Below are 26,644 nucleotides of genomic sequence, written 5' to 3'. Positions count from 1 at the left end.
GGTGTCGACCGGAGGAGGGCACACGGAGACCTCTCGCTAGAGGAGAAAGACGATTGTGTCAATGAACCCCTCACGGAGGGCAAGCAAATATAGAACTTGTTATAACTTTGTCGACGCCTCCAGCGGGAGCAGTGGAAGGGCGTTGGGGCGGACGCTCCGGCAGACCCCGTCGCTCACCCTGGCCGCGGCCAGCCGCTCGGCGTCGGGCACGCCGTAGGAGGTGGTCCGCTGCCGGATCGGCCGCCCGGTCGGGGCGACCATGGCCTCGATCTCGCTGATCGTCTTGAAGGAGCCGTTCTCCGACCCGGCCATCCTGCTGATCGTCTCCTCCATCAGCGTGCCGCCGAGGTCGTTGACCCCGCCCATGAGCACCTCGCGGCAGAGCCCGTCCTGGAGCTTCACCCAGGAGCACTGGATGTTGGCGATCGCACCGTGCAGCAGGACGCGGGCCAGCGCGTGCACCGCCCGGTTCTCCCGCGCCGTCGGCCCCGGGCGGGCGATCCCCGCCAGGTAGATGGGCGCGCTGTGGTGGACGAACGGCAGCAGCACGAACTCGGAGAACCCACCGGTCTCCTCCTGCATGCGGCGGATCAGCCGAATGTGCTGCACCCAGTGCGCGTGGTTGTCGACGTGGCCGTACATCATCGTGGAGGTCGTCGGAATGCCGACCCGGTGCGCGGTGGAGATGACCTCGACCCACTCGGCGGTGGGCAGCTTGCCCTTGGTCAGCACCCAGCGGACGTCGTCGTCGAGGATCTCCGCCGCGGTACCCGGCAGCGAGTCGACGCCCGCCTCCCTGGCGGCGACCAGCCAGTCCTCGATGGACAGGTTGGTGCGGCTGGCCCCGTTGATGACCTCCATCGGCGAGAACGCGTGGACGTGCATCTGGGGCACTCTGGCCTTGACCGCCTTGGCGATGTCGAAGTACGCGGTGCCGGGCAGGTCGGGGTGGATGCCCCCCTGCATGCACACCTCGGTCGCCCCTGCCTGCCATCCTTCCCAGGCGCGGTCGGCGACCTGCTCCAGCGAGAGGGTGTAGGCGTCGGCATCGGTGCGGCGCTGCGCGAAGGCGCAGAAGCGGCAGCCCGTGTAGCAGACGTTCGTGAAGTTGATGTTCCTGTTCACCACGTAGGTGACGTCGTCACCGACCGCCTCCCTGCGCAGGCCGTCGGCGATCCGGCAGAGCTCGTCCAGCGCGGCGTCGTCGGCGCCGGCGCCCGACGGGTCTCCGGCGAGGTCGAGGAGGACGAGCGCCTGGGCGTCGCTCAGCCCCGCCGGGTCTCGTTCGGCCTGCCGCAGCGCCTCCCGCACATCGCCCCTGACGGCGCCGCCGCTCCCGGCAGTGCCCTCCGCGACGGGCAGGCGCTCCCGCAGAGCCTCCCAGTCTCCGTAGACGTGGTCGAAGTCGTCACGACGGTCGGCGGTACGGCCCTCGGTGTCGACCGCCGTGTGCAGGTCGACGCGGCCCAGGGAGACGAAGCCCCCGTCGGGCTCCTGCCAGGGGCGGCCGGTCACGACCGCGTCCTCGCGGGCGAGGCCGGTGCCGGGGTCCGCCAGGGCGGCCACGTGCGCGTTGAGCCTCGGGTCCAGCCAGGGCTCCCCCGCCAGCACGAACTCGGGATAGATGGTCAGCCGCTCGCGCAGCGTGAACCCGGCGGCGGCGGTGCGGGCGGCGAGGTCGTCGATCTGCGGCCAGGGGCGCTCGGGGTTGACATGGTCGGGCGTCAACGGCGAGACGCCGCCCCAGTCGTCGATGCCCGCCCTGATCATCAGCTCGTACTCGGAGTCGACCAGGTTCGGCGGGGCCTGCACCCTCATCTTCGGCCCCAGCACCAGCCGGGTCACCGCGATGGTGGCGGCCAGTTCCTGCAGGTCCGCGTCGGGCATGCCGCGCATCGCGGTGTCCGGCTTGGCGCGGAAGTTCTGGACGATGATCTCCTGAATGCCGCCGTACTCGCGCGCCACCTTGCGCAGCGCGAACAGCGACTCGGCGCGCTCGGCGACCGTCTCCCCGATGCCGATGAGGATGCCGCTGGTGAACGGCACGTTCGTCCGCCCGGCGTCCTCCAGCACGCGCAGCCGCACGGCGGGGTCCTTGTCGGGTGAGCCGTAGTGCGGCTGCCCCTTCTCCTCGAAGAGCCGCCGCGAGGTCGTCTCCAGCATCATGCCCATGGAGGGCGCGACCGGCTTGAGGCGCTGCAGGTCCCGCCAGGTCATGACGCCCGGGTTCAGGTGCGGCAGCAGCCCGGTCTCCTCAAGCACCCGCACGGCCATCGCGCGGACGTAGGAGAGCGTGTCGTCGTAGCCGTGCGCGTCCAGCCACTCGCGGGCCTGGTGCCAGCGGTCCTCCGGCCGGTCCCCCAGGGTGAACAACGCTTCCTTGCATCCCATGGCCGCGCCCTGCGCGGCGATCTCCAGCACCTCGTCCGGGCTCAGGAACAGGCTCTCCAGCTTGTGCGGGGCGGTGGCGAACGTGCAGTATCCGCAGCGGTCCCGGCAGAGCCTCGTCAGGGGGATGAAGACCTTGCGGCTGTAGGTGATGATCCCCTGTCGTCCGACCGCCTCCAGACCCGCGTCCCTGACCCTCCCGGCGTGGTCAAGGAGGGTCTCCAGATGTGCGTCCCGGGCGTGCAACAGGGCTGTGGCCTCGGCGATATCAAGAGTTTTGCCATCGCGTGCCCTGGCCAGAGCCCGGCGCATCGCGTTGTCGGTGGGGTTGGGACTCATGACGTCACAGTACGGCGCGACGCTCACCTGCCCGGCGGCGGGTACCGGACCTCGATCCGACACTTCAGATTCACTAAAGACTCACTACAAGCAGGTCTCGATAGACATAAATGCTTGCATATACATAAATTAGACATGTCAGCCGGAACCTTCGCAGCCGCGAAGATCCCCGGCCCTCCGCCGAGGCACCCACCTCGGACCCCACCCCCAGGAGCCGAAAATGTTCTGGTTTCTCCTCGCCCTTGTCGCCGTCGCCGTCCTCGCCCCGCTGGTGGGCGCCGACACCCGTGACAGCCTCGACTGGCATCACCGGGAACCCTCCCCCGACGAGGGGGCGCTCAGCACGACCACCGGTCACGCGCGGGCGGCCGCGGCCCGCGAGCGGATGGCCGCGCACCGCCCGACCCCGGCGGCCGGCTGACCCTGCGCTTGGAAAGCCCCACCGGACGCGGCCCGTTCCGGACCGCGACCGATCCACCACGATCTCCCGCACACCGTACGGCGGGGCCGGTCAGATGTCGCTGGAGAAGCGGATCGCGGACTCGGGGAGCACCACACCGGGCCAGACCCGGCTGCCCGCGAGCAGTTCGTTCCCGGGACCGACCACGGCGCCGTCGCCGACGACCACATCCCGCAGGACCGCTCCACAGTCGACACGCGCGCCGATGCCGATCACCGAGTCGACCACGACCGCGCCCGAGTGCACGATGCAGTCGTCTCCGAGCACGCTGCCACCGACCTGCGCCCCCGACTCCACGATCGCGCGGGCGCCGATCACGGAACCGCCGGAAACCTTGGCCTCGGGCGAGATCATGGCGCCGGGCAGGGCGAGGAAGTCACCGGTGGGACCTGGCAACGCGGGCGAGACGAGCCGGCCGAGGACCAGGTCGCGGGAGCCCTGCACGAAGGCGGCGGGCGTGCCCACGTCGAGCCAGTAGGACGCGTCGGCGTAGCCGAGCACCAGGGCGCCGTCCTCGATCAGGCCGGGGAAGGTCTCGCGCTCGACCGAGACGACCTGCCCCTCCGGGATCGCGTCGATCACCGAGCGGGTGAAGACGTAACATCCGGCGTTGATCCGGTTGGTGACCGGGTTCGGGGTCTTCTCCAGGAAGGCGGTCACCCTCCCGTCGTCGTCGGTCGGCACGCAGCCGAAGCGCGAGGGGTCGTCCACCTCGGTCAGGTGCAGGGTGAGGGCGGCCCCCCGTGCGACATGCGTCGCGATCTGGTCGCCGATGTCGTGACCGGACAGGATGTCGCCGTTCAGCACCAGCACCGGATCGCCGGGGCCGCAGGTCAGCGCCTTGGCGGCATTGCGGATGGCCCCGCCGGTGCCGAGCGGCTCCTCCTCCGTCATGTACTCGAGTTCGAGGCCGAACGCCTCGCCGTTCCCGAACGCCTCGGAGAACATCTCCGCCCGGTAGGAGGTGGCGAACACGATGCGTCGCACGCCGAAGGCCCTGGCGCGGGCGAGCTGGTGGGACAGGAAGGGAACTCCCGCCGTGGGCAACAGGGGTTTCGGGGTGTCCAGTGTCAACGGACGCAGGCGCGTCCCTCGTCCACCGACAAGGAGAATCGCCTCTAGGTCCGGCAAAGGGGTCTCCATCATTCCGCGAGGTTAACTCACTACTCGGCCGCGCGCTGGTAAGAGAGCAGGTGTGCCTCGGCCGAGGCGTCCCAGGTGAACTCCTTGGCACGGGCGATACCCGCCGCGGACAGCACGTCCCTGCGCTCGGGTGAGGAGAGCAGCGTGCGCAGCGCCGCGGCGATGCTCTCGGCGTCCGGCTCGGTGTAGGCGACCGCGTCGCCCCCCACCTCCGGCAGCGAGGTACGGTGCGTGGTGAGCACCGGTGCGCCGCAGGCCATGGCCTCCAGCACCGGCAGCCCGAAGCCCTCACCCCGCGAGGGAAAGGCCGCGATCACCGCCCCACCGAGGAAACCGCACAGGTCGGCGAAGGACAGGAAGCCGGGACGGAGCACCCGCACCGTCGAGGGGACCTGCTCCACCGCGGCGTCCACCTCGACGTCGCGGACGCCCCCGGCGAGCACCAGGGCGGGCGGGTGGGAGATGTCCTCGACGGCGCGCACGAAGCCGCGGATCAGGTTCGGCACGTTCTTGCGGGGCTCCAGCGGGCCGAGGAAGGCCACGTAGGGGGTGCCGTGCAGGCCGAGCCGGTCGGAGGCGTGCTTGACCTCGCGCTCGGACGGCGGATGGAACAGCGCCGGATCGACACCGTGGTAGGCGACGTCGATGCGGGTCGGGTCGGCCGAGAGCAGCCTGATCAGCTCGTCCCTGGTCGCCTTGGAGGGCACGATCACCCGGGTGGCGTGCCGGACCGCCGTGCGGGTCGCCGCGCGGAAGAACGCCGCCTTGACCGCGTCGTGCTGCAGGGGCTCGGTGAAGCAGGTGAGATCGTGCACCGTCGCCACGGTCGGCAGGCCCGAGCTCAGCGGAATCGAGTAGTAGGGGGCGTGGATGACCTGGGCGGCGACCTGCCGGGCGAGGAAGGGCAGCCCCGTCTGCTCCCAGGTCAGGCGGGCGGCCCTGTTGGTGATCCCGTGAGGCCCCGGCACGATCCGCGCGGAGGGCGCCAGTCCGGCATATCGGGCGGCGTCGGCGCGCTGGCAGACGACCACGAGATCAGCGCCCGCCCTGTCCAGCGCGGCGACGAGTCCATCGACGTACCTGATCAGCGCACCGCGATCGGCCGGAACCGCGGCCGCGTCGACGAGCACTCTAGGCGTCAAGAAGGATCGCTCCCCTCATGATTCACGTGGGACGGCCGTCCCCCTCCTCCGTTCACTCTATTGCCAGAGTCTCCGAAATCATGGGGGAAATCACACGGCTTTTCCCGAAGCGTGGTCCTTACTGGAAGCCGTGGCGCGGCGCGCGGCCAGACCCGCGAAACCCGCGCAGACGAGATCGCCAAGAATGATCACGATCCGGGAGCAGAGCGCCGCCGCTATGGCCGACCCCCCGTCCAGGACAGGCGCCAGGACGGCCACCATGGCCACCTCCCGCACGCCCGCCCCCGCTGGGACGACGAACGTCATGATCCCCAGGCACCACGACAGGGCGAACGCGCCGATGGAGAACAGGACCGCGGAGAACCCGGAGGGTCCGAGGTCGTGCACGATCGCCGCCAGGTGCAGCCCGTACGCGATCCAGCCGCCCAATGCCCAGCCCAGCGCGGTGAGCATGCCCCTGCGGGTGAGGGGACGCTCCAGCGGCTCGCGCCTCAGCTTGCGCAGCCCGAACCCGAGGACCGCGTTGACCACCCTCGGCTCGAAGGCCACCGCGAGCACGGGGATCAGCAGGAACGCCCAGGCGTACGGCGCGGCCGCCCCCGGCTGGGCCGCCAGCAGCGTCACCCCCGAGACCACCAGACCGCTGCCGAGCTGCACCGGCAGCGTCAGGAAGAACGCCGCGGCACTGCGCGACCGGGGAACGCCCAGTTCCCGCCCCATCTCCATCTGAGCGATCACCGGCCAGAGCGAGCCGGGGATGTACTTGCCGAGCTGGCCCACGAAGAAGACCCTCGCCCCCGCGCGCAGCGGCAGCGGCGAGCCCAGGTCGGCCAGCAGCGCCCGCCATGTCATCATCCCGCCGCACAGCGCGGCGAGCACCGCCACCAGCGACAACACGAGCGACAGCACGGACAGCCGGGCGAACCCCGCACGGATGTCGTCCCACTGGCTCAGCACCACCCAGGTGCCGAACCCGAGCGCGAGGAGCAGGAAGGCGACGCGGGCCAGCCGTCTCAGGGTGGACGCGCCGGACCGGACGGCTCCTTCGTCCTCGCTCACCGCAGGCTCACAGGGGCCGTACCGGCTCGGGCGGCTGCGGCAGCGACCGCCCGGCCGGGCGGCGCTCACCCCTGGTCGCCACCCACAGGTAGGTGGGCACCACGGGCAGCAGGGCACGCAGCACCGGGCGGGGCAGCCGCGACAGCACGCCACCGGCCACCCGCCCCGCCACACCGCCGAAGAGCTCGTCGCCCGCGAACGCCGCCGGGGTGGCGAGCACGGGGAAGGTGTAGTCCCACACCCGCAGGCCGCGCACCATCTTGCGCAGGCCGCGCCGGGTGCGATAGCGCTCGTAGTAGCTGTCGGCCCGGCCGAAGAGCCGCACGTAGCGGTCGGCCGGCGCGGGCGGCAGGTACGACAGGAACGGCAGCTTGTAGTGCGGCTCCATCACGCCTAGCCGGTTGCCCAGGCCGAGATAGAGGACACCGTCCGCGGAGAGCACCCGGCGCATCTCGGCCATGATCGCGTCCGGGTCGACCACGTGCTCGTAGATGTGGTTGAAGACCAGTACGTCGATCGAACCGTCGGGGAAGGGCAGCGCGGTGCCGTCGGCGCAGACGAACTCGACCCGCTCGCCGAACCGCTGGGCCGCCTTGCGCAGGCCCGGCACGTCGATGTCGACGCCGAACGTCCGGCTCGCGCCCGCCGCGGCCAGCTCATCGGCGATGAACCCCGCCGAGCAGCCGATGTCGGCGACGGTCAGACCGGCGAGGACGTCCTCTTCCCTGCCGAGAAAGTGCCCGAGCACCGCGACGATCTTCGCGGCCTTCCTGCGGCGCTTCTCCTCGTCCAGCATCGCCGCCTGGAACTCGGAGTACTCAAGCTGCGCGACCCGCTCGGTGCTCATCACTCGCTTACCGCTCCTCTTCCCCTTCGCGCGATGCCGGTTCGCGTGATGCCGGGACTTCCCCTCCGGATGGCGCCGGACCGCGCACGACGCCCGCGGGCGCTCCACCACGCCGCCCAAGAGTACCGGTGACCGGTGACCCTACCGCCGAGTAAGGAGAGCGTCGTACCCTTGGCGGATGCTCAGCCGACTGCGGTCAAGCCGCCTGCTCCGGGTGCTGCTCGCGCTGGTCGCGGTGGGTTTCCTCGGCTACGGCCTGGCCAGGAACCGCGACGAGACCGTGGCCGCGATCTCGCAGCTCTCCTGGTGGTCGCTCGCCGGGTCCTACCTGTCGGTGATGGCCGGGATCGGTCTCATGGTGCTGGCCTGGCGGGCGCTGCTGGCCGGAATGGGCTCCCCGCTGCCCCTCGGGATCACCGCGAGGATCTTCTTCATCGGCCAGCTCGGCAAGTACGTGCCGGGCAGCGTCTGGGCGTACGCCGCGATGATCGAGCTCGGCCGCGACCACCGCGTCCCGCCCCGGCGCATGTTCGGTTCCATCACCCTGTCGGTGCTGGTCTCCCTCGGCTGTGCCCTCGTCGTGGCGGCGGTGACCCTGCGCGAGACCATGACCCAGGCGTGGTACCTGCTGGCGCTGATCCCCGTCATCGCCGTCTGCCTGCACCCCGGAGTGCTCACCTTCGGCCTCAACCTGGCCATGCGGATCGCCCGCCAGGAACCACTCGGACAGGGCCGACTGCTCAGCGGCCGTGCCGTGCTCACCGCGGTGGCCCTCACCGTGGCCGGCTGGCTGACCTACGGCCCCCACCTGCTGCTCCCCATGGCGGACCTGGGCGCCTCCGGCGATTCCCTATACCTGGTGGCGACCGGCGCGTACGCGCTGGCCTGGGCGACGGGCATCCTCACCGTGGTCGTCCCCGCCGGGATCGGCGTCCGCGAGGGGGCGATGGTGCTCGCCCTGGCTCCGGTGCTCGACTCCCCCAGGGCGCTGGTGGCCGCGGTGGTGTCCAGGGTGATGTTCACCCTCGCCGACGTGAGCTGGGCCGGGATCGGCTTCCTGTGGGGCAGGGCCTTTGGCCCCGCCGGGGAGCCCGGCCGGCAGGCAGGCCCCGAGCCCGTGGCGACACGGGAGGGCACCGCCTGAGACCCGGCCCGGCTCAGCGCGAGACCAGTGCCTCGATGTAGGAGGTCCAGTACGGCTCGGGGTCGACCGCCTTGACCCCGGCGCGGAGCCGCTCGGGCTCGCCGGGGCGGTAGAACGCGGCCAGCGCGGCGCGCAGCTCCTCCACCGAACCCGGCTCGACCAGCAGCCCGTCCACCCCGTCGGTGACGTGGTCGCCGAGCGTGCCCGCCCGGCTGGCGATCACCGGCACCCCGTGCTCGTGGCCGAACCACACCTGCTGGCTGGCCGTCCCGCTCCGGTAGGGCAGCACCAGCGCGTCCACGTCCGCGAACAGCTCGGGCACGTCCGCCGCCGGCACGTAGCCCGGCCGCAGCTCCACCCGTCCGGTCAGCCCGAGCTCGGCGACCAGCGCCCTCGTCGCCTCCTCCTGGCCACCCCAGAACTCCCCGGCCACCCGCAGCGACACGCCCTCGGGCAGCGCTCGGACGAGCAGGTCAAGCCCCTTGTACGGCCGGACGAGGCCGAAGAACAGCAGCCGGTCGTGCACGCCCTCCGCGGGGCCGCGCCCCGCGTTTCCCGATGGCAGATGCGGGGCCATCTCGGCCACCCGCACGGGCGCGGCGGTCAGCTCGCGGGCCTGCGCGGCCTGCCGCTCGGAGTGCACGAGCACCGCGTCCACCCTGCGCAGCAGCGCCTTCATCAGCGGTGTGTCGTACGGCTTGCGCTCGTGCGGCAGGACGTTGTGGCAGAGCGCCACGACCCGGGTTCTGCGCCCCAGGCCGGAAAGGATGCCCAGGTAGGGCGGGACCTGCACCGGGCTGAGAACGGCGAGGACGACCAGGTCGACGCTCCGCAGCCGTCGTCCGGCGCGGATCCAGCCGTCCGGTCGGCGCCAGTCGAGGTCGCGCCGGACGTGCGGGAACGGCTCGCCGTCGGGGATGTCGACGGTCTGCTGTCCCGGATACAGGAAGGAGGGGTACTGCGCCCGCCACGACTCGATCACCACGTCGTGCCCGGCCGCTCTCAGCCGGTGGGCCAGCTCCGTGGTGTGCGCGGCGCCGCCGCCCTTGTAGGGGTACGTCGGCCCGACGACGGCGATCCGCATCTACTCGCTCCTGGAACGCACGATGAGGTCGGCCAGCAGCGCCAGCGAGCCGATGAGCAGGCCGGAGATGAAGATCACAATGGTGTTGCTGGTCAGGTAGAACCCGTAGCGGACGATGTCGACGACGCCCTTGACCAGGCCGATGCCGACCAGCCAGAGCGCGGGCGGCATGAGGACCTTGAGCGGGTTGAAGTACATGACCATCCGCAGCACCTGCAGGATGTAGCGGTAGGCGTCGGAGACGAAGCTGAACTTCGACTTGCCGGCCCGCTTGCTGTAGCCGATCGGCAGGTAGTAGACGTCGTGCTGGTTCGACAGGAACGACAGCGTGATCGTGGTGACGCAGGAGAAGCCGGGCGGCAGCAGCCGCAGGTAGGGCTTGGCGACCGACTTGCGGAACGCCCGCAGCCCGCTGTTGAGGTCGGGGATCTTCTGCCCGGCCAGCCGCTCGGCCACCTTGCGGATGAACCACTTGGCCGGGACCCGGAGGAACTTGTGGGAGCCCTCCTCGCTGGTCCGCGCCCCCACGACCTGGTCGATCGTCGCGTCCTTCTCCAGGATCTGGACGAGCTCGGGGATGCGCTCGTTCGGGTAGGTCATGTCGGCGTCGGTCCACACGACGATCTCGCCGCGCGCCTCCTGGGTGCCGATCCTGCGCACCGTGCCGGAGCCGCCGTTGCGGTGGAAGGCTCTGATCCGCATGTTCGGAAACCTCGGCGCGGCCTCTTCGAGCCTGGCCAGGGTCTCGTCCGTGGAGAAGTCGTCGACCGCCACGAGCTCGTAGGTGTATCCGCTGTGGTCCATCGCCTCGCAGATGCGCTCGACCTCGGCGATGACGTGGTCCTGCTCGTTGTAACAGGGCAGGACGATGGTCACGTACGGTGTTGCGTCCACAGCTGATCCACTCTCAGGCTCTCGGGCATGCTCTCCGACGGGCGAGGATACTCTGCCCAGCTGAGAGCCGAGCGCACATCACTCCTTCTAGCAGGGCCCGAACACGTCAGTTGGTATGCACGGTACGGCTCGCCAAATGCCTGGCATGCCCTTGACCGCGTCGACGACCACCTGCGCGGCAGCCGGATCCGCAAGCTTGACGTGGTAATTTTCCGAGATGAGGACAATACGGAGAGTGCTAGGGGTGAGCTTGCCCATCAGGAAATGCTCGAAGACCCGGCGAGCATGGGCGGCGTCCTCGAAGTAGACACGCTCGATCCCTTCGAGCGCGGCGAGCCTGGCCTCGATGGCCTTCTTCTCTTCCTCCGTGGCCGCGCCTCGGCCCGCACAGGGATCGGAGGCCTCTTCCGTCTCCTCGGTTTCTGAGTTCTCGGCTTCACACAACCCGATGGAGATGTCCGCTTTATCCTCCCAGAAGTTATGGCCGAGGACGTATCCGTAGGAGACACCCGGCGCGTTCTCCACGATGGTTGCGAACAGCTGGAAGTCGGCCCGGCGGTGGAGTCTGCCGTTGAACGATGTCGGCAGGTCCTCAGGCTGAATGGCAGAGGTCAGAACCCAGTTGTCGGCATTCTCGTCCACGAAGTTCGCCCACGCCGTCTCCTGGGATCTGAATGTCACCTCCGCGACCTCAGGCGTCGCACGCAGCCTCTCCTCAAGTGCCCGCTTCTGCTCTGGAGTGATCGCCCGCTTGTGGCACCTCCCGGAGGGGTCGTCATCCCTGCAGAGAGAGATGGTGAACGTCGCCCCCTCGGGCCAGGGGCCGTCCGAGTTCTCGTACCCATCCATGCTTCCAGCAGCCCCGAGCAGCAGGGCGACGACCGCCACACCGGCCAGCAGGGCACGACCGACTCCGGCCCGTTTCCAGGCGCGAGCCCTCCGCTCCGGATCCCCGAAGGACAGCTCTTCGACGTCGGATCCATCGTTCCGGTCATCCGAGCCGATCACCGGATCCGTCGCATTCAACGCGTCACCCACCGCAATAATCCGGTATTTAGCCCAATATCCTGGCACAGGAATCTGGGCTTTGATCACTAGCAATAAAGCGGATTCGCTCGGACTATCTGGGCACCTACGTCGGCGGGTGCTCCAGCGGACGGGAAACGGCGGCTGCCCGGATGTCACCCGGGTCCGAGATGAGGATGCTCGCTGTGCCTCGGATCGTCATGACCCCGGGTGGGCACCGGGACGGGCACGAGTTCTCAAATTCTCGGATCCTCACGAGGAACCGTCATCCAGACGTCGGCGGCCAGGGACCAGGTGCCGTTGGGGGGGTCGACGAGGGAGCGCTCGTCCTGGCGGGTGCGGAGGTTCATGATGTGGACGGGGGTGCCGTACCCGGAGACCTGGCGGGCCTCGGCGGCCAGCAGGACCGGGACGCGACCGGCCGCGCGGATCCGGGCGACCAGCCGTCTGACGTCGCTCGTCCGAGGAACGTCGGTGCGGTAGAGAGTGACCCGGGCGGCGGGCAGGCCGCAGCTGCTCCGGACGAGCTGGGTGAAGCGGGCGGCGGTGACGCGCTCGACGACGAGCACCGAGGCGCGCGCGGGCAGGGCCGCGCACAGCGCCTCGACCGCGGCGCGCTCGCCGCGCTCGATCGGGTTGAAGGCGGTCCCCGCCGAGACGAACGCCACGGGGACGAGGAGGATGACCGCGCCGGCGGTGGCGAGACCCCTTCGGACAGGCGGGCGGTACCCGGACCCGCGCGCCCGGTCCCGCACCCAGCCGAGGCCCCAGACGGCCAGCAGGATCAGGCCGGGGATGACGACGGGGACCAGCCGCCGGGCGGCCCACGGCTGGTCGGGAGTGATCCCGGGGCGGTAGAGCGTGGTGACCGTGGTCCAGGCGATGACGGCCAGTGGCAGCAGCCACTCCGGAGCCGTCCCCCGCACCAGCCTGCGCGCGAGCAGTGCCGCGGCGAGGGTGGCCAGGAGCGCCGCGGGAAGCCCGACGTACCAGATCACCCAGTACGCCGAGTTCTCGTAGTAGAGCCGGGAGCCGTCGATCGGCAGGCCGTTGACCCGCTGGACCCCGACGATGAAGTCGGCGGTCAGCCGGTCCTCGGTGGTGGCGGGTGGCCGGATCACGGTCTGCAACCAGGGCCGGGCCGCGAAGGCCGCCCCGACCAGCACGACCAGGCCGCCGGCGATCTCGGGCAGCCTCGGCATCCGGGCGGCACGCCGCAGCGGCGCCGCGAGCCGGGGGGCGAGCGCCGCCATCGCGACGGTGAGCACCACGACCGCGCCGCAGATGGCCAGCAGCGGGATGAGCGAGCCCGACAGGTATTTCAGGTAGGGGCGGGAGAGCAGGTAGGCGGCGGCGAAGCCCAGCCCTGCCCCCACCGCCAGCCCGCCGAGCAGCGGCACGCCCAGCCGTCCTCCGTCGCGGTTCCCGGCCCGGCGGACGGCGATGAGCAGCCCGGCGTAGGCGAGCACGGGAAGCACGTCGCGCAGCCCGTCGATCCTGACCATGACGGCCAGCCCGAACACCAGCCCCGCCAGGGCGGCCCCGGTCCGCGCGGCGCGGATCGCCGCCGGGCCGGTGCCTGAGGGATCGGGCGGCTGATGGCCGGCACCGGAGGCGCCGGAACCGCCCGGCGGCTCGGGTGGCGGGGAGGCGGTGACACCGGAGCGGAGCCTGGCCTCGGCGTCGTACAGCAGGGCAAGGCCGCCGAAGAGCAGGATCAGGGACGGGATCTCACTGAAGGTGGTCCGCGAGGTGTAGAGAATCGGCAGGCTGATGGCGAAGACCAGGGCGGCGAGAGGCGCCCAGCGGGCCCCGACGAGCCGGGCGACGACCCCGGCGAGCACCAGCACCGCCGCCGCCCCCAGCACCGGCGGCACCAGCAGCAGCCCGGCGACGTCGCCGAGCCAGGCGCCCACCGCGTGGAGCATCGGCGCCCCCGGCATGAACTGCGGCACGACCGCGCCGCCGAAGCCGTAGAAGCCCACGCTGTCGAAGTGGAGCGCCGGGTCGAGGCCGCCGAAGGCCTGCTCCTGGAAGGGCACGGGCAGCGAGCCGTGCCTGGCCAGCCAGATGCCGTACTGCGCGTAGGTGGCGGGGTCGCGTCGGACGATCAGCTGCTCGCTGCGGAACAGGCCGTTGAAGACTCCCGAGGCCAGTGCGACCGCGATCACCCCGGTGACCTGCCACGCTGTCGCCGGGATGGTCTCCGGCAGGCGCCGCAGACCGTACCGGCAGAGCAGCGCGGCGGCCAGCAGGCCCAGCGGGACCGCGGCGAGCGGCCGGAACCAGCCGAGCAGCAGCAGCGGCAGCCCGGCCAGCAGCCAGCCCGCCAGGACGAGCGCGGGCACGACCGAGACCACGGCGAGCACCTTGCCCGCCGAGGGGCCCGCCGAGGGCCTGCGCGTACGATCCAGCCAGCCGGTGGTCATGACACGACCCGAGCGTACTGGCAACCGAGGCCCGCACCGGGCACGGGCGCGCGGGACGGCGGTGCCGTGCCGCCCGGCGTCCCACCTGGCGCGGAAGCCGGTAGCGTACGCGCAGCGCGTCAGAAGGGGGAAGAGTGGTCGGGTGGACGGGGCTGCGGCATCACCGGTCCCTGGGGACGGTGACCACGCGTGTCAGCCGGATTCGGCGACCCGCGATCTCGCGCGGCGGCCCCGGCGGGGCCGCGACCGGAACCCGGCCGGGATTCGTGACCACCACATGAGCGACGGCGGCTCCCCCGCCCCTCGCGGGTTCCCGAAACGTCGCCGGCTCCCCGGCAGGCGGCGGTTCCCAGACCGCCGCCGGTTCTCCGAGCACCGCTGGTTCCTGCTCGTGCTGGGCGTGGGGGTCGCGCTGCGGGTGATCGCCATGCTCGGCTACCGGCCCGCGCTCTGGTTCCCCGACTCCTACACCTACGTCGTCACCGCGTTGAAGCCCCGGCCCGACCTGGTCCGCCCGGCCGGATACCCGATGTTCCTGCGACTGCTCGAACCGTTCCACGACTTCGCCTTCGTCGCGCTGGCCCAGCACCTGCTGGGGCTGGGTGCCGGCGTGCTGGTCTACCTCACCGCGCGGCGGCTGGGAGCGCCCGCCTGGGCCGCGACGCTCGCGTCCGTCCCCTCCCTGCTGGACGCCTACCAGATAGAGCTGGAACATCTGCTGGTCTCCGACACCCTGTTCACGGTCCTGGTCCTCTCGGCGGTCTGCCTGGCCGTGCGCCGATCCGTCGGATGGCGTACCGCGTGCGGGATCGGGCTGCTGCTCGCGGCGGCCACGCTGACCAGAACCGTCGGGCTGCCGCTGGTCGCGCTCTTCGCGGGCTGGCTGATCTTCAAGCAGCGGGGCCGGGTGGCCGCGGCGGGGGTGATGATCGCCGCCGCCACGGTGCCGATCCTCGGGTACGGGGCCTGGTTCTACGCGACGTACCAGCGGATCGGCATCGTGGGCGCGAACGGGGTCTTCCTCTACGCCAAGACGATGACCTTCGCCGACTGCGACGTGATGCGCCCGCCACCGGACCTGGCGGTGCTCTGCGACCCCCGCCCGCCCGCCCTGCGCCCGCCCGCGCAGGAGTACGTCTGGGCGCAGGACTCACCGCTGGTCAAGCTGCCCGGCATCACCTTCAGCCGCGGGAACGACGCGCTGGCCGGGCGGTTCGCGTCGCTGGCGATCCGGAGCCAGCCGCTGGACTACCTGGGCTCGGTCGCCTCGGAGCTGGCCCGCTCGTTCACGGTGGACCGCCCGGTCTACCCGGATCAGGAGATCTACGACTACTACCTGTTCCCCGCGTCGCCGCCCGCACCGCCCGGACGCTACCCGGCGACCGTGGGCGCCCAGGCCGCGGAGCGCTACCAGCGTGGTCCGATCACCACCCGGATCGTCGAACCGTACGCGGGCTGGATCCGCGCCTACCAGGGAGTCGCCGGACTGCCCGGCGCGGCGGTGCTGGTGATCCTGCTGCTGCCGCCCGCGGCGGCGTGCGTCCGGCGGTTCCGCCCGGACACCACGGCGTGGGTGCTGCCCTGGTCGGTGGCGGTGGTGTTGCTCGCGATGCCGCCCGCGGTGGCGGAGTTCGACTACCGGTACGTCCTGCCGGCCGTACCCGCCGCCTGCCTCGCGGCGGCACCGGCCATGCGTAAACCTAATTTCAGTAACATTCCACTAAATGTCCGCATTTGAGTATGCTGGCCGCCGGATCATCACGGCGCTGGCAGGGGGCGGTCTTGGCCAAGTTCGCATCATCACGTCTCCTGGCGCGCCCCTCGTGATCTACTCTCTGGGCGCGATGAGCGAGCTGCGCGAGAACCGGACGATGCCGCCAAGCAGGGGAATCGGATGAGCGACCACCGGCAGGCTTCCGTGAGAGACCAGCGGACGGCACCCGCCTCCCACGGCCGCAGAGGGGCCCGGCGCGCGGGCGGGGAGGGTCCTCCCCCTGAGCGGCTTCCGGCAGCACCTCCACCGCAGCCGAAGGAGGGTCCGCCGAAGGGCAGGGGCCGCAAGCAGAAGCGGCTCGGCATCGGCGCCTGGTCCGGCATCGCGGCGACCGGCCTTCTGGTGCTCGGCACCCTGGGCGGCTACAAGGTCTACCGGGACACGCTCGGCGAGTTCAGAACCGTCAACATCAACGCCAACCTCGGCAACGACCGGCCGGTGAACGCCACGGGCGCGCTCAACGTGCTGATCGTGGGCTCCGACACCCGCGAGGGCGACAACCTGAAGTACGGCCAGAAGATGGCCAACGACGGCAAGCGCACCGACACGATCATCCTCATGCACATCGCGCCCGACCGTGACAAGGCGACGTTCGTCAGCTTCCCCCGTGACTCGGTGGTCTCCATGCCCGCCTGCAAGTCGGAGACCGGCACGCCGGTCGCACCCCGCACCGAGATGATCAACGCCGCCTACAACGAGGGCGGCATCACCTGCACGATCGCCACCATCGAGTCGCTCACCGACATCCGGATCGACCACTTCGTCGAGGTCGACTTCACCGGTTTCAAGAACATCGTGAACGCCCTCGGCGGTGTCCGGATCTGCCTGACCAAGCCGGTCGACGACAAGAAGTCCAAGCTCGCCCTTCCGGCCGGCTGGCACCTGCTGGCGGGCGAGAAGGCGCTGGGCTACGTCCGGCTGCGCAACTACGGCGACGGCAGCGACATCGGCCGGATCAAGCGCCAGCAGGTCTTCCTCAGCCAGGTGGTGAAGAAGGCCACCAGCAGCGAGCTGCTGACCGACCCCGCCAAGCTGCTGAACTTCATCAAAGTCGCGGCCGGTTCCGTCCGGATGGACGAGGACCTGGCGAAGGACACCGGCACCCTGCTGGAGATCGGGCAGAGCGCCCAGAAGCTGACCGCGAGCGGCGTCAAGCTGATCACCGTCCCATGGGGCCCGCACCCGGACGACAAGAACCGGGTCGCCTGGGTGCAGCCGTACGCGGACCAGCTCTTCGCCTCGATCAAGAACGACACCGAGGTCACCCCGCCCCCCGACACCAAGGTCAAGACCGTCAACCGCGAGCAGGTCAGGCTCCAGGTGTTCAACGGCACGGACACGCCGAACCGGGCCAGGGAGGTCGCCGCCGAGCTGGCGGAGCAGGGCTTCGTGGTCACCCACGTCGGCAACGCCCGCCCGGCGACCGGCAACGTGCCCACCACCACGGTGCGCTATGCCAAGAAGGACACCGAGGACGGTCCCGCCTACGGCGACGCGGTGGCCGCCAGGCTCTCCGGCGACAAGCGCACCCCGGTCGCGGGCAAGGTCAAGCCGGTCACCACCGACAAGTACACGCCGCCCACGGCCCCCAAACCCACCCCCGACGCCAAGGCCCCGACCGGACCGGTCATCCAGCTGATCATCGGTGCCGACTGGCCGGGGGTCCGGGTCCTTCCCAAGATCCCGGACGCCCTCACGGACAAGGTCGTCGACAGCAAGACCAACCCCTGCACCTGACATCCTCGCCCGGCACGCGGCCGGGCGAGGGCGTCCGGGCGGAGCACCGTGCCCGGACGCCACAGCCGGATCTCGTACCCGGATCTCGTGGCCGGGCATCGTGGCCGGGCCGAGCGGCGAGGCCACGGCGTCCGGACATCCAACACCGGGCAACGGAGCGCCACCGCCCGGGAAAACGGCGAGCACCCGCCGTTCCCGGATTTTGGACAGTCACGATTACCCGAGAACCTCCGTAATCAGAGTGCGCCTGTGCGACAGCGGGCTCACAGTCGGTTTAGGGTGGTCGGGGCGGCGAGGCGAACGATCACCCGGCCCGCCCCGGGCGCCCCCGCCAGTCTGCCCGACTACTCCCCGGTCTCCGACAGATAGCTGAGCCTTCCCCTCGTGAGCGACATCCGATCCTTCCAGGTGCCGGCCCCCCAGGACGACGGCGGTTCCGACGGCGGACAGGGCCGGAAGCCCGCCCCGTGGCCGACGCCCGGCCAGGCGCAGCCGCCCGGCGGGCACCAGCCCACGTGGCCGGAGCCGCCGGGCGGTGGCCCGGCCGCCGGCCGTCCGTCCCGGCACGAAACCCGGAACGCCCGGGAGGAGGAGAGCCCCGGCGAGGTCACCGAGTGGGGCGGTTACCCGGCATATCGGGAGCCCTACCCCGGCGACCCGCTCGACCTGTCCAAGCCCCTGGAGCCCGAACCGGTGCCCCAGGAGTCCACCTGGGCCCGCGAGACGTCCCAGCCGTGGACTCAGGACGGCCCGTCCTGGACGCAGGAGAGCACCACCTGGGCTCAGGAGAGCACCGGGTGGGCCCAGGAGAGCGCGGTGTGGGCCCAGGAGCCGTCCTGGGCGAGGGAAGCCCCCTCCCCGCAGGGCGCCCCCCAGGTGCCCCTCCCCCGGCCTGACTGGGCCCCGCCGCCCGTGTCGCAGCCGCAGACGGGCACGCACCCCTACGTCGCCCCCCAGCCCCAGGCCCCCGGCCAGGCGCCCGGCCCGGGATCGCCCCAGGCTCCCGGGCAGCCCGCGAGTCCCGGGATGTTCCCGGGCGCCGGGCACCCGCAGACCGCCACGCCCCCCCGGCAGGCGCCGCCCGCGGGCAGCGAGCGCCCCTTCTCCTACTGGGAGAACAACCACCGGGAGAGCGAATCCTCGTTCTGGAACCAGGGCCCGCAGGCCGAGCAGGAACTGCGGGCGGAGCGGGAGCGCGAGTCGCAGCTCGAGGAGGAGCCCGCGGCTCCCCCTGCCAAGAAGAAGCGCGAGCCGTATCTCGACAATGTGAAGTTCGTCCTGATCGCCCTGGTGGTGATGGGCCACTCGCTGGTTCCCACCCTGAAGGCGGACTCGGCGAGCGCGGCGTACCTGTTCATCTACATGTTCCACATGCCGGCGTTCGTGCTGATCAGCGGCTACCTGGGCCGCAACTTCTGGCACTCCAACGCGAAGATCAACAAGCTGGTCGACACACTGCTGATCCCGTACGTGGTCGTGGAGATCGGCTACGCGCTGCTCCGCTACGGGCTTGGCCAGAAGTGGACGCTGACGATAATTGATCCGGCCTGGCTGAACTGGTACCTGGTGGCCCTGGTCCTCTGGCGGATCTCCACACCCATCTGGACCCGGATGCGGCAACCGCTGCTGGTCGCGGTGGTCATCTACATGGCGGCGGGCTTCTCCGAGATCTCCGGTGACTTCAGCATCGACCGCTTCTTCGGCCTGCTGCCGTTCTACGTGCTCGGCCTGCTGCTCAAGCCCGAGCACTTCGACCTGCTCAAGCCCACCTGGGTCAAGATCACCTCCGCGGCCGTCCTGGTCGGGGCCGCCGGGGTGGCGATCCTCATCGCGCCGCACGTCCCGCGTGCCCCGATCTACTTCCGCTACAGCTTCAAGGCCATGGACATGTCCTGGTGGATGGGCTTCGGCGTGCGCGCCGCCGTGCTGGTCGCGGCGCTGATCATGACGGCCGCGGTGCTCGCGCTGGTGCCCCGCCGCGAGACCTGGTTCTCCGACCTCGGCACCCGCACCCTGTACGCCTACCTGCTCCACGGCGTCGTGGTGGTCATCGCCAAGGACCAGGGCTGGCTGAGCTTCCCCTGGCTGTACGGCCCGCTGGGCGTGGCGGCGATCGCGTCGAGTTCGCTGGCCCTGGCCATCGTGCTCTGCCTGCCGGAGACCCGCAAACTCTTCAAGTGGCTGCTCGAACCCAGGCTGGTATGGCTCTACCGGCGACCGTCCTCGGCCCCCGCCGCCAAGGCCGCGCCCACCACCGAGGCCGCGCCCGCCGCCAAGGAGAGTTCAGCGGCAGTTCCCCGGTAATTAACTCAACACATCCGGTGCTGACGGAACAGCCACCCAGCATCGGCATATGCGGGTATGCGTCGCGACAATCGTTCATCATCCAGAAGACGCCCGGATCGCGCATCGGCAGATCCGGGCGCTTCTCGACGCCGGGCACGACATCACCTACGTCGCCCCCTTCACCGACTGCAACGTCACTCCGGATCCGCGGATCCGGGCGATCGACGTGCCCCGGGCGATCGGCAACCACCGCAGGCGCGCGCTGAAGGCCGCCAGGGGAGCTCTCAGCCGCGGGGTCGAGGGCGCCGACCTGCTGATCGTGTACGACCCGGAGCTGCTCTCCCGCCTGCCCAGGCGCCGCCCCACCACCGTCTGGGACGTACGCGGTGAGGCCGGCGCCACGCCCGGGCACCGGGCCCTGCCCTCGCTGGTACGCCGGATCGAGGCCCGAGCGGAACACCGGCTGCGCCTGATCCTGGCCGACGACTCCTACCGGGACCGCTTCTCCCTGCCCCACCCGGTCGTCCCCAACACCGCCTGCGTACCCGAGAACCCGCCCGCGCGGCCCGGCCGCGACCGGGTGGTCCACATCGGTCACCTCTCCGAGGCCGGAGGCGTGGCCGAGCTGATCGAGACGGCCAGGCGGCTGCTCCCCCACGGGATCAGGCTCGACCTGATCGGCGCCGCCGACGCCGGGGTCAGGCCGCTGCTCCGGGACGCGCAGCGGGAGGGCCTGCTCGACTGGTACGGCTATGTGCCCAACCGGCACGCGCTGCGGATGGCCGAGGGGGCGATCGCCGGGCTGTCGCTCCCGCACGACGCGCCCGGTCACCGGCCCGTACCGGCCAAGATCATCGACTACATGTCCCGGGGCGTCCCCGTGGTCACCACGCCGCTGCCCGCCGTCGCCGCCCTGGTCGAGCGGACCGGCTGCGGGGTCGTCGTACCCTTCGGCGACGTCGGGGCGGCGGTGCGCGCGGTGCTGACGCTGCGGGACGATCCCACCGGGGCCGCGGAGATGGGCGGGCGCGGCCACGCCGAGGCCCTGGCCCACCACAACTGGCCGGACCACGCGGGCGCGTTCGTCGGGCGGTTGGAGGAATGGGCGGGCAGACCGGTGACGTCCGGCCTGGAGATTGGTCTACTGGAGGCATGGCACGCCATCTGATTCAGGGGCGCGAGATCGCCATGCCGGTCCGCGTCCGAGACGCCATGGTCTGCAGCGCCTCCTACCTGGTCCGGGCGGACGCCGCACGGGCCGTGATCGCCTACTCCCACCTCGACGTCGCCGAGGTGCTGCCCCGCAAGGCCCTGTGCACGCTGATGTTCGCCGACTACCGCGACGGCGACCTGGGCCCCTACCACGAGTTCGGCATCGCCTTCCTGGCCAGGCCACCCGGCGCGGACCACGCCCCCGGCGGCGGGCTGCGCGCGAACCTGTCCGAGCTACGCAGGACCGGCGCCGGGGCGTTCGTCCACTGGCTCCCGGTCGACCAGGGCTTCACCCTGGAGGCGGGCCGCACGATCTGGGGTTTTCCCAAGGAACTGGCCGACATCGACCTGCGCACGTCCTCCCCCTACAAGCGGTGCATCCTGCGTAAGGACGGCCGCCTGGTGCTGGACCTGCTGATCAAACCCGGCGTCCCGGTGCCGGGCACCGGCATGATGACCGCCCTCGACGCCTACAGCCACTCAGATGGCGTCACCCGCCGCATCCCGTGGTCGATGTCCCCCCGCGGCATCCGCACCCGCCCCGGCGGCGCCCTGATCCGCCTGGGCAACCACCCGATCGCCAAGGAACTGAGCGAACTCGGCCTGCCCAAACGAGCCCTGGCCACGACCACGGTCTCCCACATGGCCATGACCTTCAACGAGGCCAAGGAGCCTTAGCGGGGTCCGGCCGGTCACCGCGATCGCGGCGGCCTGCCACGACCACGAGAGCCCGTGGTTCGACTACCGCACCCATGCCGGAGGCCGGAGCGGGCGCCTGGCGGAGCCGTACCGCCTTTGGCCACCGGTCACCGAATGTGCCCCAGGCCGCTATCGCTGACCTGGTACAGAGCCTCCCTGGTCAGCATCAACGCCCGACGAACGGGCAGGCGGCGTTCACACCCGTCTGCGGGGCGGGACCGGGACGCGGGCGAGGTCGTGGGCGACGACGACGTCGCCACGGAACACGGCGGCCGCCTGGTCGGCGAAGCGGTGCTCGTCCTCGGCGCGGTACCGCTCGGAGAAATGGGTGAGGACCAGCCGCCGGACGCCGGCCTCGGAGGCGACCTTGGCGGCCTGGCCGGCGGTGAGATGGCCGTAGTCACGGGCCAGCGCGGCGTCCTCGTCCAGGAAGGTCGACTCGATGACCAGCAGATCCGCCCCGTCGGCCAACTCGAAGACCGGGTCGCAGAGGCGGGTGTCCATGATGAAGGCGAACCGTTGCCCGGGACGATGCACGCTGCACTCACCCAGGGTCACCACCGTGCCGTCCGGAGCGGTGACCTGGCCGTCCTCCCGCAGCCGACGGATGGCGAGACCGTGCACGCCTCGGGCGGCGAGTTCGTCAGGCAGCATGGTGATGCCGTCGGGCTCGACCAGGCGATAGCCATACGCCTCCACCGGATGGTCGAGCCGGCGGGCCGTCAGGGTGAACGGCGCGTCGGCGGTGTCGAGTTCCACCACGGAGCCGCCGAGCGGCTGCTCACGGATCCGGATGGTGTCGTGGAAGATCGTCGCATGCCGCAGCCGCTCCCAGTAGAGCGCACCGCTGGCGGGGAAGGCCGCGTTCGCCTCGGCCACCCCGTCACGTGACATCCGCTGGACGATTCCCGGCACTCCGAGGCAGTGGTCGCCGTGGAAGTGGGTCAGGCAGATCCAGTTGACGTCGTGCACGCTGAACCCGGCGTGAATCATCTGCCGCTGCGTCCCCTCTCCCGGGTCGAACAGCAGGCCGTGTCCGTCCCAGTGCAGCAGATAGCCGTTGTGATTACGGGTACGGGTGGGAACCGCACTGGCGGAACCGAGCACAACAATCTCACGTGCGGACATACGTCAATGATCACTTAACCGGGGGCGGCGAGCGACCGGATAACGGGGGAGTCCCGTGCCCCGGCCCCACCGGCGGGTCTCGACGGCCCCGGTACGGAGTCAGCCGTCGAGTTCCAGCAGGGGCAGCTCGGCTCTGGTCGGGAGGCCCTGCCAGTCGCTGGGGCCGGACGAGGCGAAGGCGGCGAGCAGGAACCCGCGGCGCAGCCGGTCGGTCGGGTGCAGTCCCTCCAGCGCCGCGCTGAGATAGCCCGAGACGAAGGCGTCCCCCGAGCCGTTGGGATCGACCACCGGCGCGGAGATGCCGGCGGCGTCGTGGCGGACGCCGTCGACCCGGACGCTCGCCCCCCGGGCGCCGCGTATCACGATGACCTCGCGGTCTCCGGTGAGCGCGGGCTTGACCAGGTCGAGCTCGCTCTGCCGGACGAACAGCACGTCCGCCGAGCAGGCCAGCACGCTGAGGATCTCCTCGGCCTCCCGCAGGTCGGGCCAGAGCTGGTCGTGGTAGTCGATCGCCACCGAGACGGGGACCCTCGCGGTCCGCGCGGCCCGTACCGCGGCGTGCATGGCGTCGCGCGCGCTCAGCGCGGCGGTGATCCCGCTGACGTGCAGGACGCGCGAGGCCGCGACCCGGTCGACGGGAACGTTCCCCTGGGCGAGCCTGGCACCTGTGCGGTAGTAGGTGACCCTGGCGGCCTGACCGAGCCTCGACTCCTTCAGGAGCATCCCGGTCGGCGATCCCTCGTCCACCCGGACGTCGGAGACGTCCACCCCCTCGCCGCGCAGCACGGTGAGGATCCTGGACCCCAGCTCGTCACCACCGACCTTGCCCAGCCAGCTCACCCGGTGGCCGAGCCTGGACAGCCCGATCGCGACGTTGAACTCGGCGCCGGCGACGTCCAGCCTGGCCTCGTGCTCATGGCGGATCCGGCCGCTGGTGACCACGCCGAAGGCCTCGCCGAGAGTGTAGACGTCCATGCCGGAGCGGGACTCAGACGATCGGTGGGCGGCCGAGGCGCAGCATGCGCCAGGCGGTCTTCCAGCCCATCGGGCGACGCTCCCCCGCGGGTTCTCTGAGCCCCTCGCCGAAGCCCTTGAACCAGGCGCGCAGGGCGGGCCCCGAGCGCTCGCGGACCAGGGTCAGCACGCTCCAGTTGAGCAGGTAGAGCGTCGCGAGCACCCAGGGAAGGTTGCGGCGGGCCAGCCAGACCCGGTTGCGGGCGTTGAGCCGGTAGAAGTCCGTGTGCCTGGTCGGGGGGACCTGTGGGTGGTACATGACCGTCTTGGCGTCGTACTCGATGCGGTAGCCCTCACCGAGGAGCCGCCAGGCCAGGTCGGTCTCCTCATGGGCGTAGAAGAAGCGCTCGGGAAGCCCGCCGACCTGGAGGAACGCCGACCGGCGGATGGCGCACGCGCCGCCCAGGAAGGTGGTGACCGGGGAGGACCGCTCAGGGTCGCCCGCCCGCAGGCGGGGAACGTGGCGGCGCTGGCCGATGCCGCCGTCGGGGTCCTTCACCCGGAAGGAGACGACCGCGAGGTCGTGCTCGGTGGAGAAGCGCTCCCGCAGGTGGGAGACGAGCCCCTGGTCGGCGTACCAGCCGTCGTCGTCGAGGAAGAGGACGACGTCGCCCGTGCACTCCTCGACGCCACGGTTGCGGCCCGCGGGAATGCCCGCGTTGTGGCTCAGCCGCACGCTTCTGATCGAGGCCGAGGACCCCTCGGGCACGGTGGCCGACAGCTCGGGAACATCGGTGCCGTTGCCGACGATGACCACCTCGACGTCGCCGTCGACCTGGTTCAGCGCGGACTCGACCGCCCGGTCCAGCTCTGGGATCCGGTTACCCATGGTGAGGATGACGCACGAGATCTTCAACGGGTCATCGCCTTGACGCGTCGAAAGCACGTACGGAGCATACGTTCATGATCACCGAGTCTGCTGGATCGGGCAATTCTGGCAGGGTCAATGCTTCCTTGTTTACCGGGAAACAAGCGTATCGGAACCGTCGGCGAACACCTGCCAAACAGTAAGGTGTTCGCACCTACGACGCGCCCGGACGCCATCCGGTTCCTCATGAAAGCCGCCTGGACGCCAGAATGCTGATCAGATGCAGGATCATCTGCAGCACCGCGACGACCACGCAGGCCACCACGAGCACCCTCGTCGCGGCCAGCCCTCCGTTGATCGCGTCCCAGATCGCCGCGACCACGACGAGGAGGGACAGCTCGACCGCCTGCACGATCCGGTGGAACCTCAGCGCCGCCGCGGCCTTACGCGCCAGGCCCAGCCCGCGCGACTGGAAGTGCTCGGCCGAGGCCTCACTCGCCGCGACCAGCCCGGAGCGGGCGCGGGCCACGTCGACCAGGTCGGTCTCCGCCTTGATCAGGATGGCGCCGAGCGCGGCGGCGAAGCCCGTCACGGTGTACCAGTCGGGCAGGATCTCCGACGCCCGGAACCCCAGCCCGATGAGCAGGGCGGCCTCGGCGAAGTAGTGGCCGACCCGGTCGAGGTAGACGCCGGTGATGGAGGTGCGCCGGGTCCAGCGGGCCAACTCGCCGTCGGAGCAGTCGAGCAGCAGGTAGAGCTGGACCAGCAGGGCCGCCAGCACGGCCGCCCAGAGGCCGGGCAGCGCGAGCACCACTCCGGCCAGCAACCCGGTGAGGATCATCAGCCAGGTGGTCTGGTTGGGCGTGATCGGCGTCTTGGCGAGGAACCAGGTGACGTAGATCGACAGTTTGCGCATGTAGAGCACGCCGGCCCAGTGCTCGCCGCTGTTGCGTTCCATGGTCGAGTGCGGCTGGGCCACCGCACGGAGCTCAGCGACCGACGGCCCGGACATAATCCTCCACCCGATCACGAATCTCCGGCTCCGACAGGCGCAGGTGCTCAAGGATCGTGTAGCGACCGGGGCGGGTGGCCGGCGCCAGTATGACCGCCTCGGTGAACTGGGCCGCGGACAATCCCACGTCGGTGGGGCTGACCGGCAGCTCATGCCCGCGCAGGCAGTCGACGACCTGGTTGAGCCTCCGTGAGTCCTCGCGGAGGAAGAAGCAGAACGCGGCACCTATCCCGGCGAGCTCGCCGTGGTTGGAGGTGCCGGGAAAAAGCTGATCCACGGCATGCAGGATCTCATGGTCTCCGCCACTCGAAGGACGGGAAGACCCGGCGACCACCATCGACATGCCCGACAGGATGAGCGCCTCGGCCAGCACGGTCAGGAACGCGTCGGCCTCGATCGAGTCGGCCCTGCCGATCACCGCCTCCGCCGCGGTGCGGGCCATCGCGCAGGCCAGGCCGTCGATCGGCTCGCCGCGCTCGCTCGCGCCGAGCTGCCAGTCCTCGATCGCCGAGAGGTTGCTGACCACGTCGCCGACCCCGGAACGGACCAGCGAGGCGGGCGCGTCGTGGACGAAATCGAGATCCACCATGATGGCCAGCGGCATGGGCACGCCGAAGGAGCCCTTGCCGCCGTCGTGCGTCAGCGAGGCCACCGGCGAGCAGATCCCGTCGTGCGACAGGTTGGTGGCCACCGCCACCATCGGGATCCCGGCCAGCGACGCGGCGTACTTGGTCACGTCGATGGTCTTGCCACCGCCGATGCCCACGACCGCCTCGTACGCGCCCTTGCGCAGCTCGGCGCCGAGCGAGACCGCCTCGTCCACCGAGCCGTCCGGGACCCGGAAGAACCTGGCCTCGTCGAGCGAGGGAGCGATCACCGAGGTGATCCTGTCTCCCTGGCCCGGCCCCACCGCCACCGCCACCCGCCCGGAGGTCGCCACCCGGCTGTCCGCCAGCAACGATCCGAGCTGGGCGATCGCGCCCCGCCGCACCTCCATGGACAAGGGCGCCGGGAGCATC

General features: G+C 70.8%; 21 protein-coding genes. 7 read left to right on the top strand and 14 right to left on the bottom strand.

Features of this window, described 5'->3' with window-relative positions:
- Window positions 1-99 precede the first annotated feature (99 nt).
- Complete coding sequence (locus ACWD3H_RS15330; RefSeq protein ID WP_451955411.1) at window positions 100-2,727, bottom strand: bifunctional FO biosynthesis protein CofGH; 2,628 nt, start codon at window positions 2,725-2,727, stop codon at window positions 100-102.
- 220 nt (window positions 2,728-2,947) lie between these two features.
- Here ACWD3H_RS15330 and ACWD3H_RS15325 point away from each other — a divergent pair, with 220 nt between their 5' ends.
- The gene (locus tag ACWD3H_RS15325) at window positions 2,948-3,148 is read left to right on the top strand and encodes a hypothetical protein (RefSeq protein ID WP_350920761.1); all 201 of its coding nucleotides are present in this window, start codon (window positions 2,948-2,950) and stop codon (window positions 3,146-3,148) included.
- 90 nt (window positions 3,149-3,238) lie between these two features.
- Here the strand turns inward: ACWD3H_RS15325 and ACWD3H_RS15320 are convergent, their stop codons facing one another.
- From ACWD3H_RS15320 to ACWD3H_RS15305, 4 genes are all read right to left on the bottom strand, one after another.
- Complete coding sequence (locus ACWD3H_RS15320) at window positions 3,239-4,330, bottom strand: sugar phosphate nucleotidyltransferase (RefSeq protein WP_451955491.1); 1,092 nt, start codon at window positions 4,328-4,330, stop codon at window positions 3,239-3,241.
- Window positions 4,331-4,350: 20 nt separating this feature from the next.
- Window positions 4,351-5,472 carry a glycosyltransferase family 4 protein gene (locus ACWD3H_RS15315; RefSeq protein WP_350920755.1) on the bottom strand — a complete coding sequence of 374 codons (1,122 nt, stop codon included), beginning with the start codon at window positions 5,470-5,472 and terminating at the stop codon, window positions 4,351-4,353.
- Window positions 5,473-5,562: 90 nt separating this feature from the next.
- Complete coding sequence (locus ACWD3H_RS15310) at window positions 5,563-6,531, bottom strand: lysylphosphatidylglycerol synthase transmembrane domain-containing protein (protein ID WP_355557118.1); 969 nt, start codon at window positions 6,529-6,531, stop codon at window positions 5,563-5,565.
- Between the two features lie 7 nt (window positions 6,532-6,538).
- Window positions 6,539-7,378, bottom strand: coding sequence for a class I SAM-dependent methyltransferase (locus ACWD3H_RS15305; protein ID WP_355557121.1), 840 nt, complete (start codon window positions 7,376-7,378; stop codon window positions 6,539-6,541).
- Window positions 7,379-7,556: 178 nt separating this feature from the next.
- On the opposite strand from ACWD3H_RS15305, the gene ACWD3H_RS15300 reads away from it, so the two are divergent.
- On the top strand, window positions 7,557-8,522 hold the full coding sequence (locus tag ACWD3H_RS15300) for a lysylphosphatidylglycerol synthase domain-containing protein (protein WP_355557124.1): 966 nt from the start codon (window positions 7,557-7,559) through the stop codon (window positions 8,520-8,522).
- Window positions 8,523-8,535: 13 nt separating this feature from the next.
- Here the strand turns inward: ACWD3H_RS15300 and ACWD3H_RS15295 are convergent, their stop codons facing one another.
- The 4 genes from ACWD3H_RS15295 to ACWD3H_RS15280 form a co-directional block, all read right to left on the bottom strand.
- A complete protein-coding gene (locus tag ACWD3H_RS15295) occupies window positions 8,536-9,606 on the bottom strand; it encodes a glycosyltransferase family 4 protein (protein WP_355557127.1) in 1,071 nt (356 codons plus the stop codon).
- Window positions 9,607-10,500 (bottom strand): glycosyltransferase family 2 protein, encoded by an 894-nt coding sequence (locus ACWD3H_RS15290; RefSeq protein ID WP_350920740.1) that lies wholly within the window; start codon window positions 10,498-10,500, stop codon window positions 9,607-9,609.
- A gap of 87 nt (window positions 10,501-10,587) precedes the next feature.
- On the bottom strand, window positions 10,588-11,538 hold the full coding sequence (locus tag ACWD3H_RS15285; RefSeq protein ID WP_451955410.1) for a permease-like cell division protein FtsX: 951 nt from the start codon (window positions 11,536-11,538) through the stop codon (window positions 10,588-10,590).
- A 224-nt stretch (window positions 11,539-11,762) separates the two neighbouring features.
- Window positions 11,763-13,955, bottom strand: a complete 2,193-nt coding sequence (locus ACWD3H_RS15280; RefSeq protein ID WP_451955409.1) for a hypothetical protein — start codon at window positions 13,953-13,955, stop codon at window positions 11,763-11,765.
- Window positions 13,956-14,232: 277 nt separating this feature from the next.
- Here ACWD3H_RS15280 and ACWD3H_RS15275 point away from each other — a divergent pair, with 277 nt between their 5' ends.
- From ACWD3H_RS15275 to ACWD3H_RS15255, 5 genes are all read left to right on the top strand, one after another.
- Entirely contained in the window at window positions 14,233-15,693 is a 1,461-nt protein-coding gene (locus tag ACWD3H_RS15275; protein WP_451955408.1) for a hypothetical protein, read from the top strand.
- A 156-nt stretch (window positions 15,694-15,849) separates the two neighbouring features.
- Window positions 15,850-17,466, top strand: coding sequence for an LCP family protein (locus ACWD3H_RS15270; RefSeq protein ID WP_451955407.1), 1,617 nt, complete (start codon window positions 15,850-15,852; stop codon window positions 17,464-17,466).
- Between the two features lie 384 nt (window positions 17,467-17,850).
- On the top strand, window positions 17,851-19,770 hold the full coding sequence (locus tag ACWD3H_RS15265) for an acyltransferase family protein (RefSeq protein WP_451955406.1): 1,920 nt from the start codon (window positions 17,851-17,853) through the stop codon (window positions 19,768-19,770).
- 49 nt (window positions 19,771-19,819) lie between these two features.
- Window positions 19,820-20,920, top strand: a complete 1,101-nt coding sequence (locus tag ACWD3H_RS15260) for a glycosyltransferase (RefSeq protein WP_451955405.1) — start codon at window positions 19,820-19,822, stop codon at window positions 20,918-20,920.
- A complete protein-coding gene (locus ACWD3H_RS15255; RefSeq protein ID WP_355557152.1) occupies window positions 20,905-21,642 on the top strand; it encodes an acetoacetate decarboxylase family protein in 738 nt (245 codons plus the stop codon). The genes ACWD3H_RS15260 and ACWD3H_RS15255 overlap by 16 nt, the downstream gene beginning before the upstream one ends.
- Before the next feature lie 216 nt (window positions 21,643-21,858).
- Here the strand turns inward: ACWD3H_RS15255 and ACWD3H_RS15250 are convergent, their stop codons facing one another.
- The 5 genes from ACWD3H_RS15250 to ACWD3H_RS15230 all read right to left on the bottom strand — a co-directional run bounded on the left by ACWD3H_RS15250 (window position 21,859) and on the right by ACWD3H_RS15230 (window position 26,643).
- Window positions 21,859-22,791: a ribonuclease Z gene (locus ACWD3H_RS15250; RefSeq protein WP_451955404.1), complete on the bottom strand. Its 933-nt coding sequence runs from the start codon at window positions 22,789-22,791 to the stop codon at window positions 21,859-21,861.
- A 99-nt stretch (window positions 22,792-22,890) separates the two neighbouring features.
- Window positions 22,891-23,766 carry a sugar kinase gene (locus tag ACWD3H_RS15245; protein ID WP_350920713.1) on the bottom strand — a complete coding sequence of 292 codons (876 nt, stop codon included), beginning with the start codon at window positions 23,764-23,766 and terminating at the stop codon, window positions 22,891-22,893.
- A gap of 13 nt (window positions 23,767-23,779) precedes the next feature.
- Entirely contained in the window at window positions 23,780-24,661 is an 882-nt protein-coding gene (locus ACWD3H_RS15240; RefSeq protein WP_350921116.1) for a glycosyltransferase family 2 protein, read from the bottom strand.
- Window positions 24,662-24,857: 196 nt separating this feature from the next.
- Window positions 24,858-25,625: a CDP-alcohol phosphatidyltransferase family protein gene (locus ACWD3H_RS15235; RefSeq protein WP_030907483.1), complete on the bottom strand. Its 768-nt coding sequence runs from the start codon at window positions 25,623-25,625 to the stop codon at window positions 24,858-24,860.
- Window positions 25,603-26,643, bottom strand: a complete 1,041-nt coding sequence (locus ACWD3H_RS15230; RefSeq protein WP_355615629.1) for an iron-containing alcohol dehydrogenase family protein — start codon at window positions 26,641-26,643, stop codon at window positions 25,603-25,605. Before ACWD3H_RS15230 ends, ACWD3H_RS15235 begins: the two co-directional genes overlap by 23 nt.
- Window position 26,644 lies beyond the last annotated feature (1 nt).

Source organism: Streptosporangium sp. NPDC002607 (assembly GCF_053592655.1).
The sequence above is the reverse complement of the archived record's forward strand: the minus strand, read 5'-3'. Positions and strand labels throughout refer to the sequence as shown.

Excerpts from the sequence above, each read along its gene's own strand:
- ACWD3H_RS15300 (WP_355557124.1), top strand. The coding sequence starts at position 7,557 with ATGCTCAGCCGACTGCGGTCAAGCCGCCTGCTCCGGGTGCTGCTCGCG.
- ACWD3H_RS15250 (WP_451955404.1), bottom strand. The coding sequence starts at position 22,791 with ATGTCCGCACGTGAGATTGTTGTGCTCGGTTCCGCCAGTGCGGTTCCC.
- ACWD3H_RS15275 (WP_451955408.1), top strand. The coding sequence starts at position 14,233 with ATGAGCGACGGCGGCTCCCCCGCCCCTCGCGGGTTCCCGAAACGTCGC.
- ACWD3H_RS15235 (WP_030907483.1), bottom strand. The coding sequence starts at position 25,625 with ATGTCCGGGCCGTCGGTCGCTGAGCTCCGTGCGGTGGCCCAGCCGCAC.
- ACWD3H_RS15260 (WP_451955405.1), top strand. The coding sequence starts at position 19,820 with ATGCGGGTATGCGTCGCGACAATCGTTCATCATCCAGAAGACGCCCGG.
- ACWD3H_RS15320 (WP_451955491.1), bottom strand. The coding sequence starts at position 4,330 with ATGGAGACCCCTTTGCCGGACCTAGAGGCGATTCTCCTTGTCGGTGGA.
- ACWD3H_RS15330 (WP_451955411.1), bottom strand. The coding sequence starts at position 2,727 with ATGAGTCCCAACCCCACCGACAACGCGATGCGCCGGGCTCTGGCCAGG.
- ACWD3H_RS15245 (WP_350920713.1), bottom strand. The coding sequence starts at position 23,766 with ATGGACGTCTACACTCTCGGCGAGGCCTTCGGCGTGGTCACCAGCGGC.
- ACWD3H_RS15295 (WP_355557127.1), bottom strand. The coding sequence starts at position 9,606 with ATGCGGATCGCCGTCGTCGGGCCGACGTACCCCTACAAGGGCGGCGGC.
- ACWD3H_RS15230 (WP_355615629.1), bottom strand. The coding sequence starts at position 26,643 with ATGCTCCCGGCGCCCTTGTCCATGGAGGTGCGGCGGGGCGCGATCGCC.
- ACWD3H_RS15280 (WP_451955409.1), bottom strand. The coding sequence starts at position 13,955 with ATGACCACCGGCTGGCTGGATCGTACGCGCAGGCCCTCGGCGGGCCCC.
- ACWD3H_RS15270 (WP_451955407.1), top strand. The coding sequence starts at position 15,850 with ATGAGCGACCACCGGCAGGCTTCCGTGAGAGACCAGCGGACGGCACCC.
- ACWD3H_RS15255 (WP_355557152.1), top strand. The coding sequence starts at position 20,905 with ATGGCACGCCATCTGATTCAGGGGCGCGAGATCGCCATGCCGGTCCGC.
- ACWD3H_RS15325 (WP_350920761.1), top strand. The coding sequence starts at position 2,948 with ATGTTCTGGTTTCTCCTCGCCCTTGTCGCCGTCGCCGTCCTCGCCCCG.
- ACWD3H_RS15305 (WP_355557121.1), bottom strand. The coding sequence starts at position 7,378 with ATGAGCACCGAGCGGGTCGCGCAGCTTGAGTACTCCGAGTTCCAGGCG.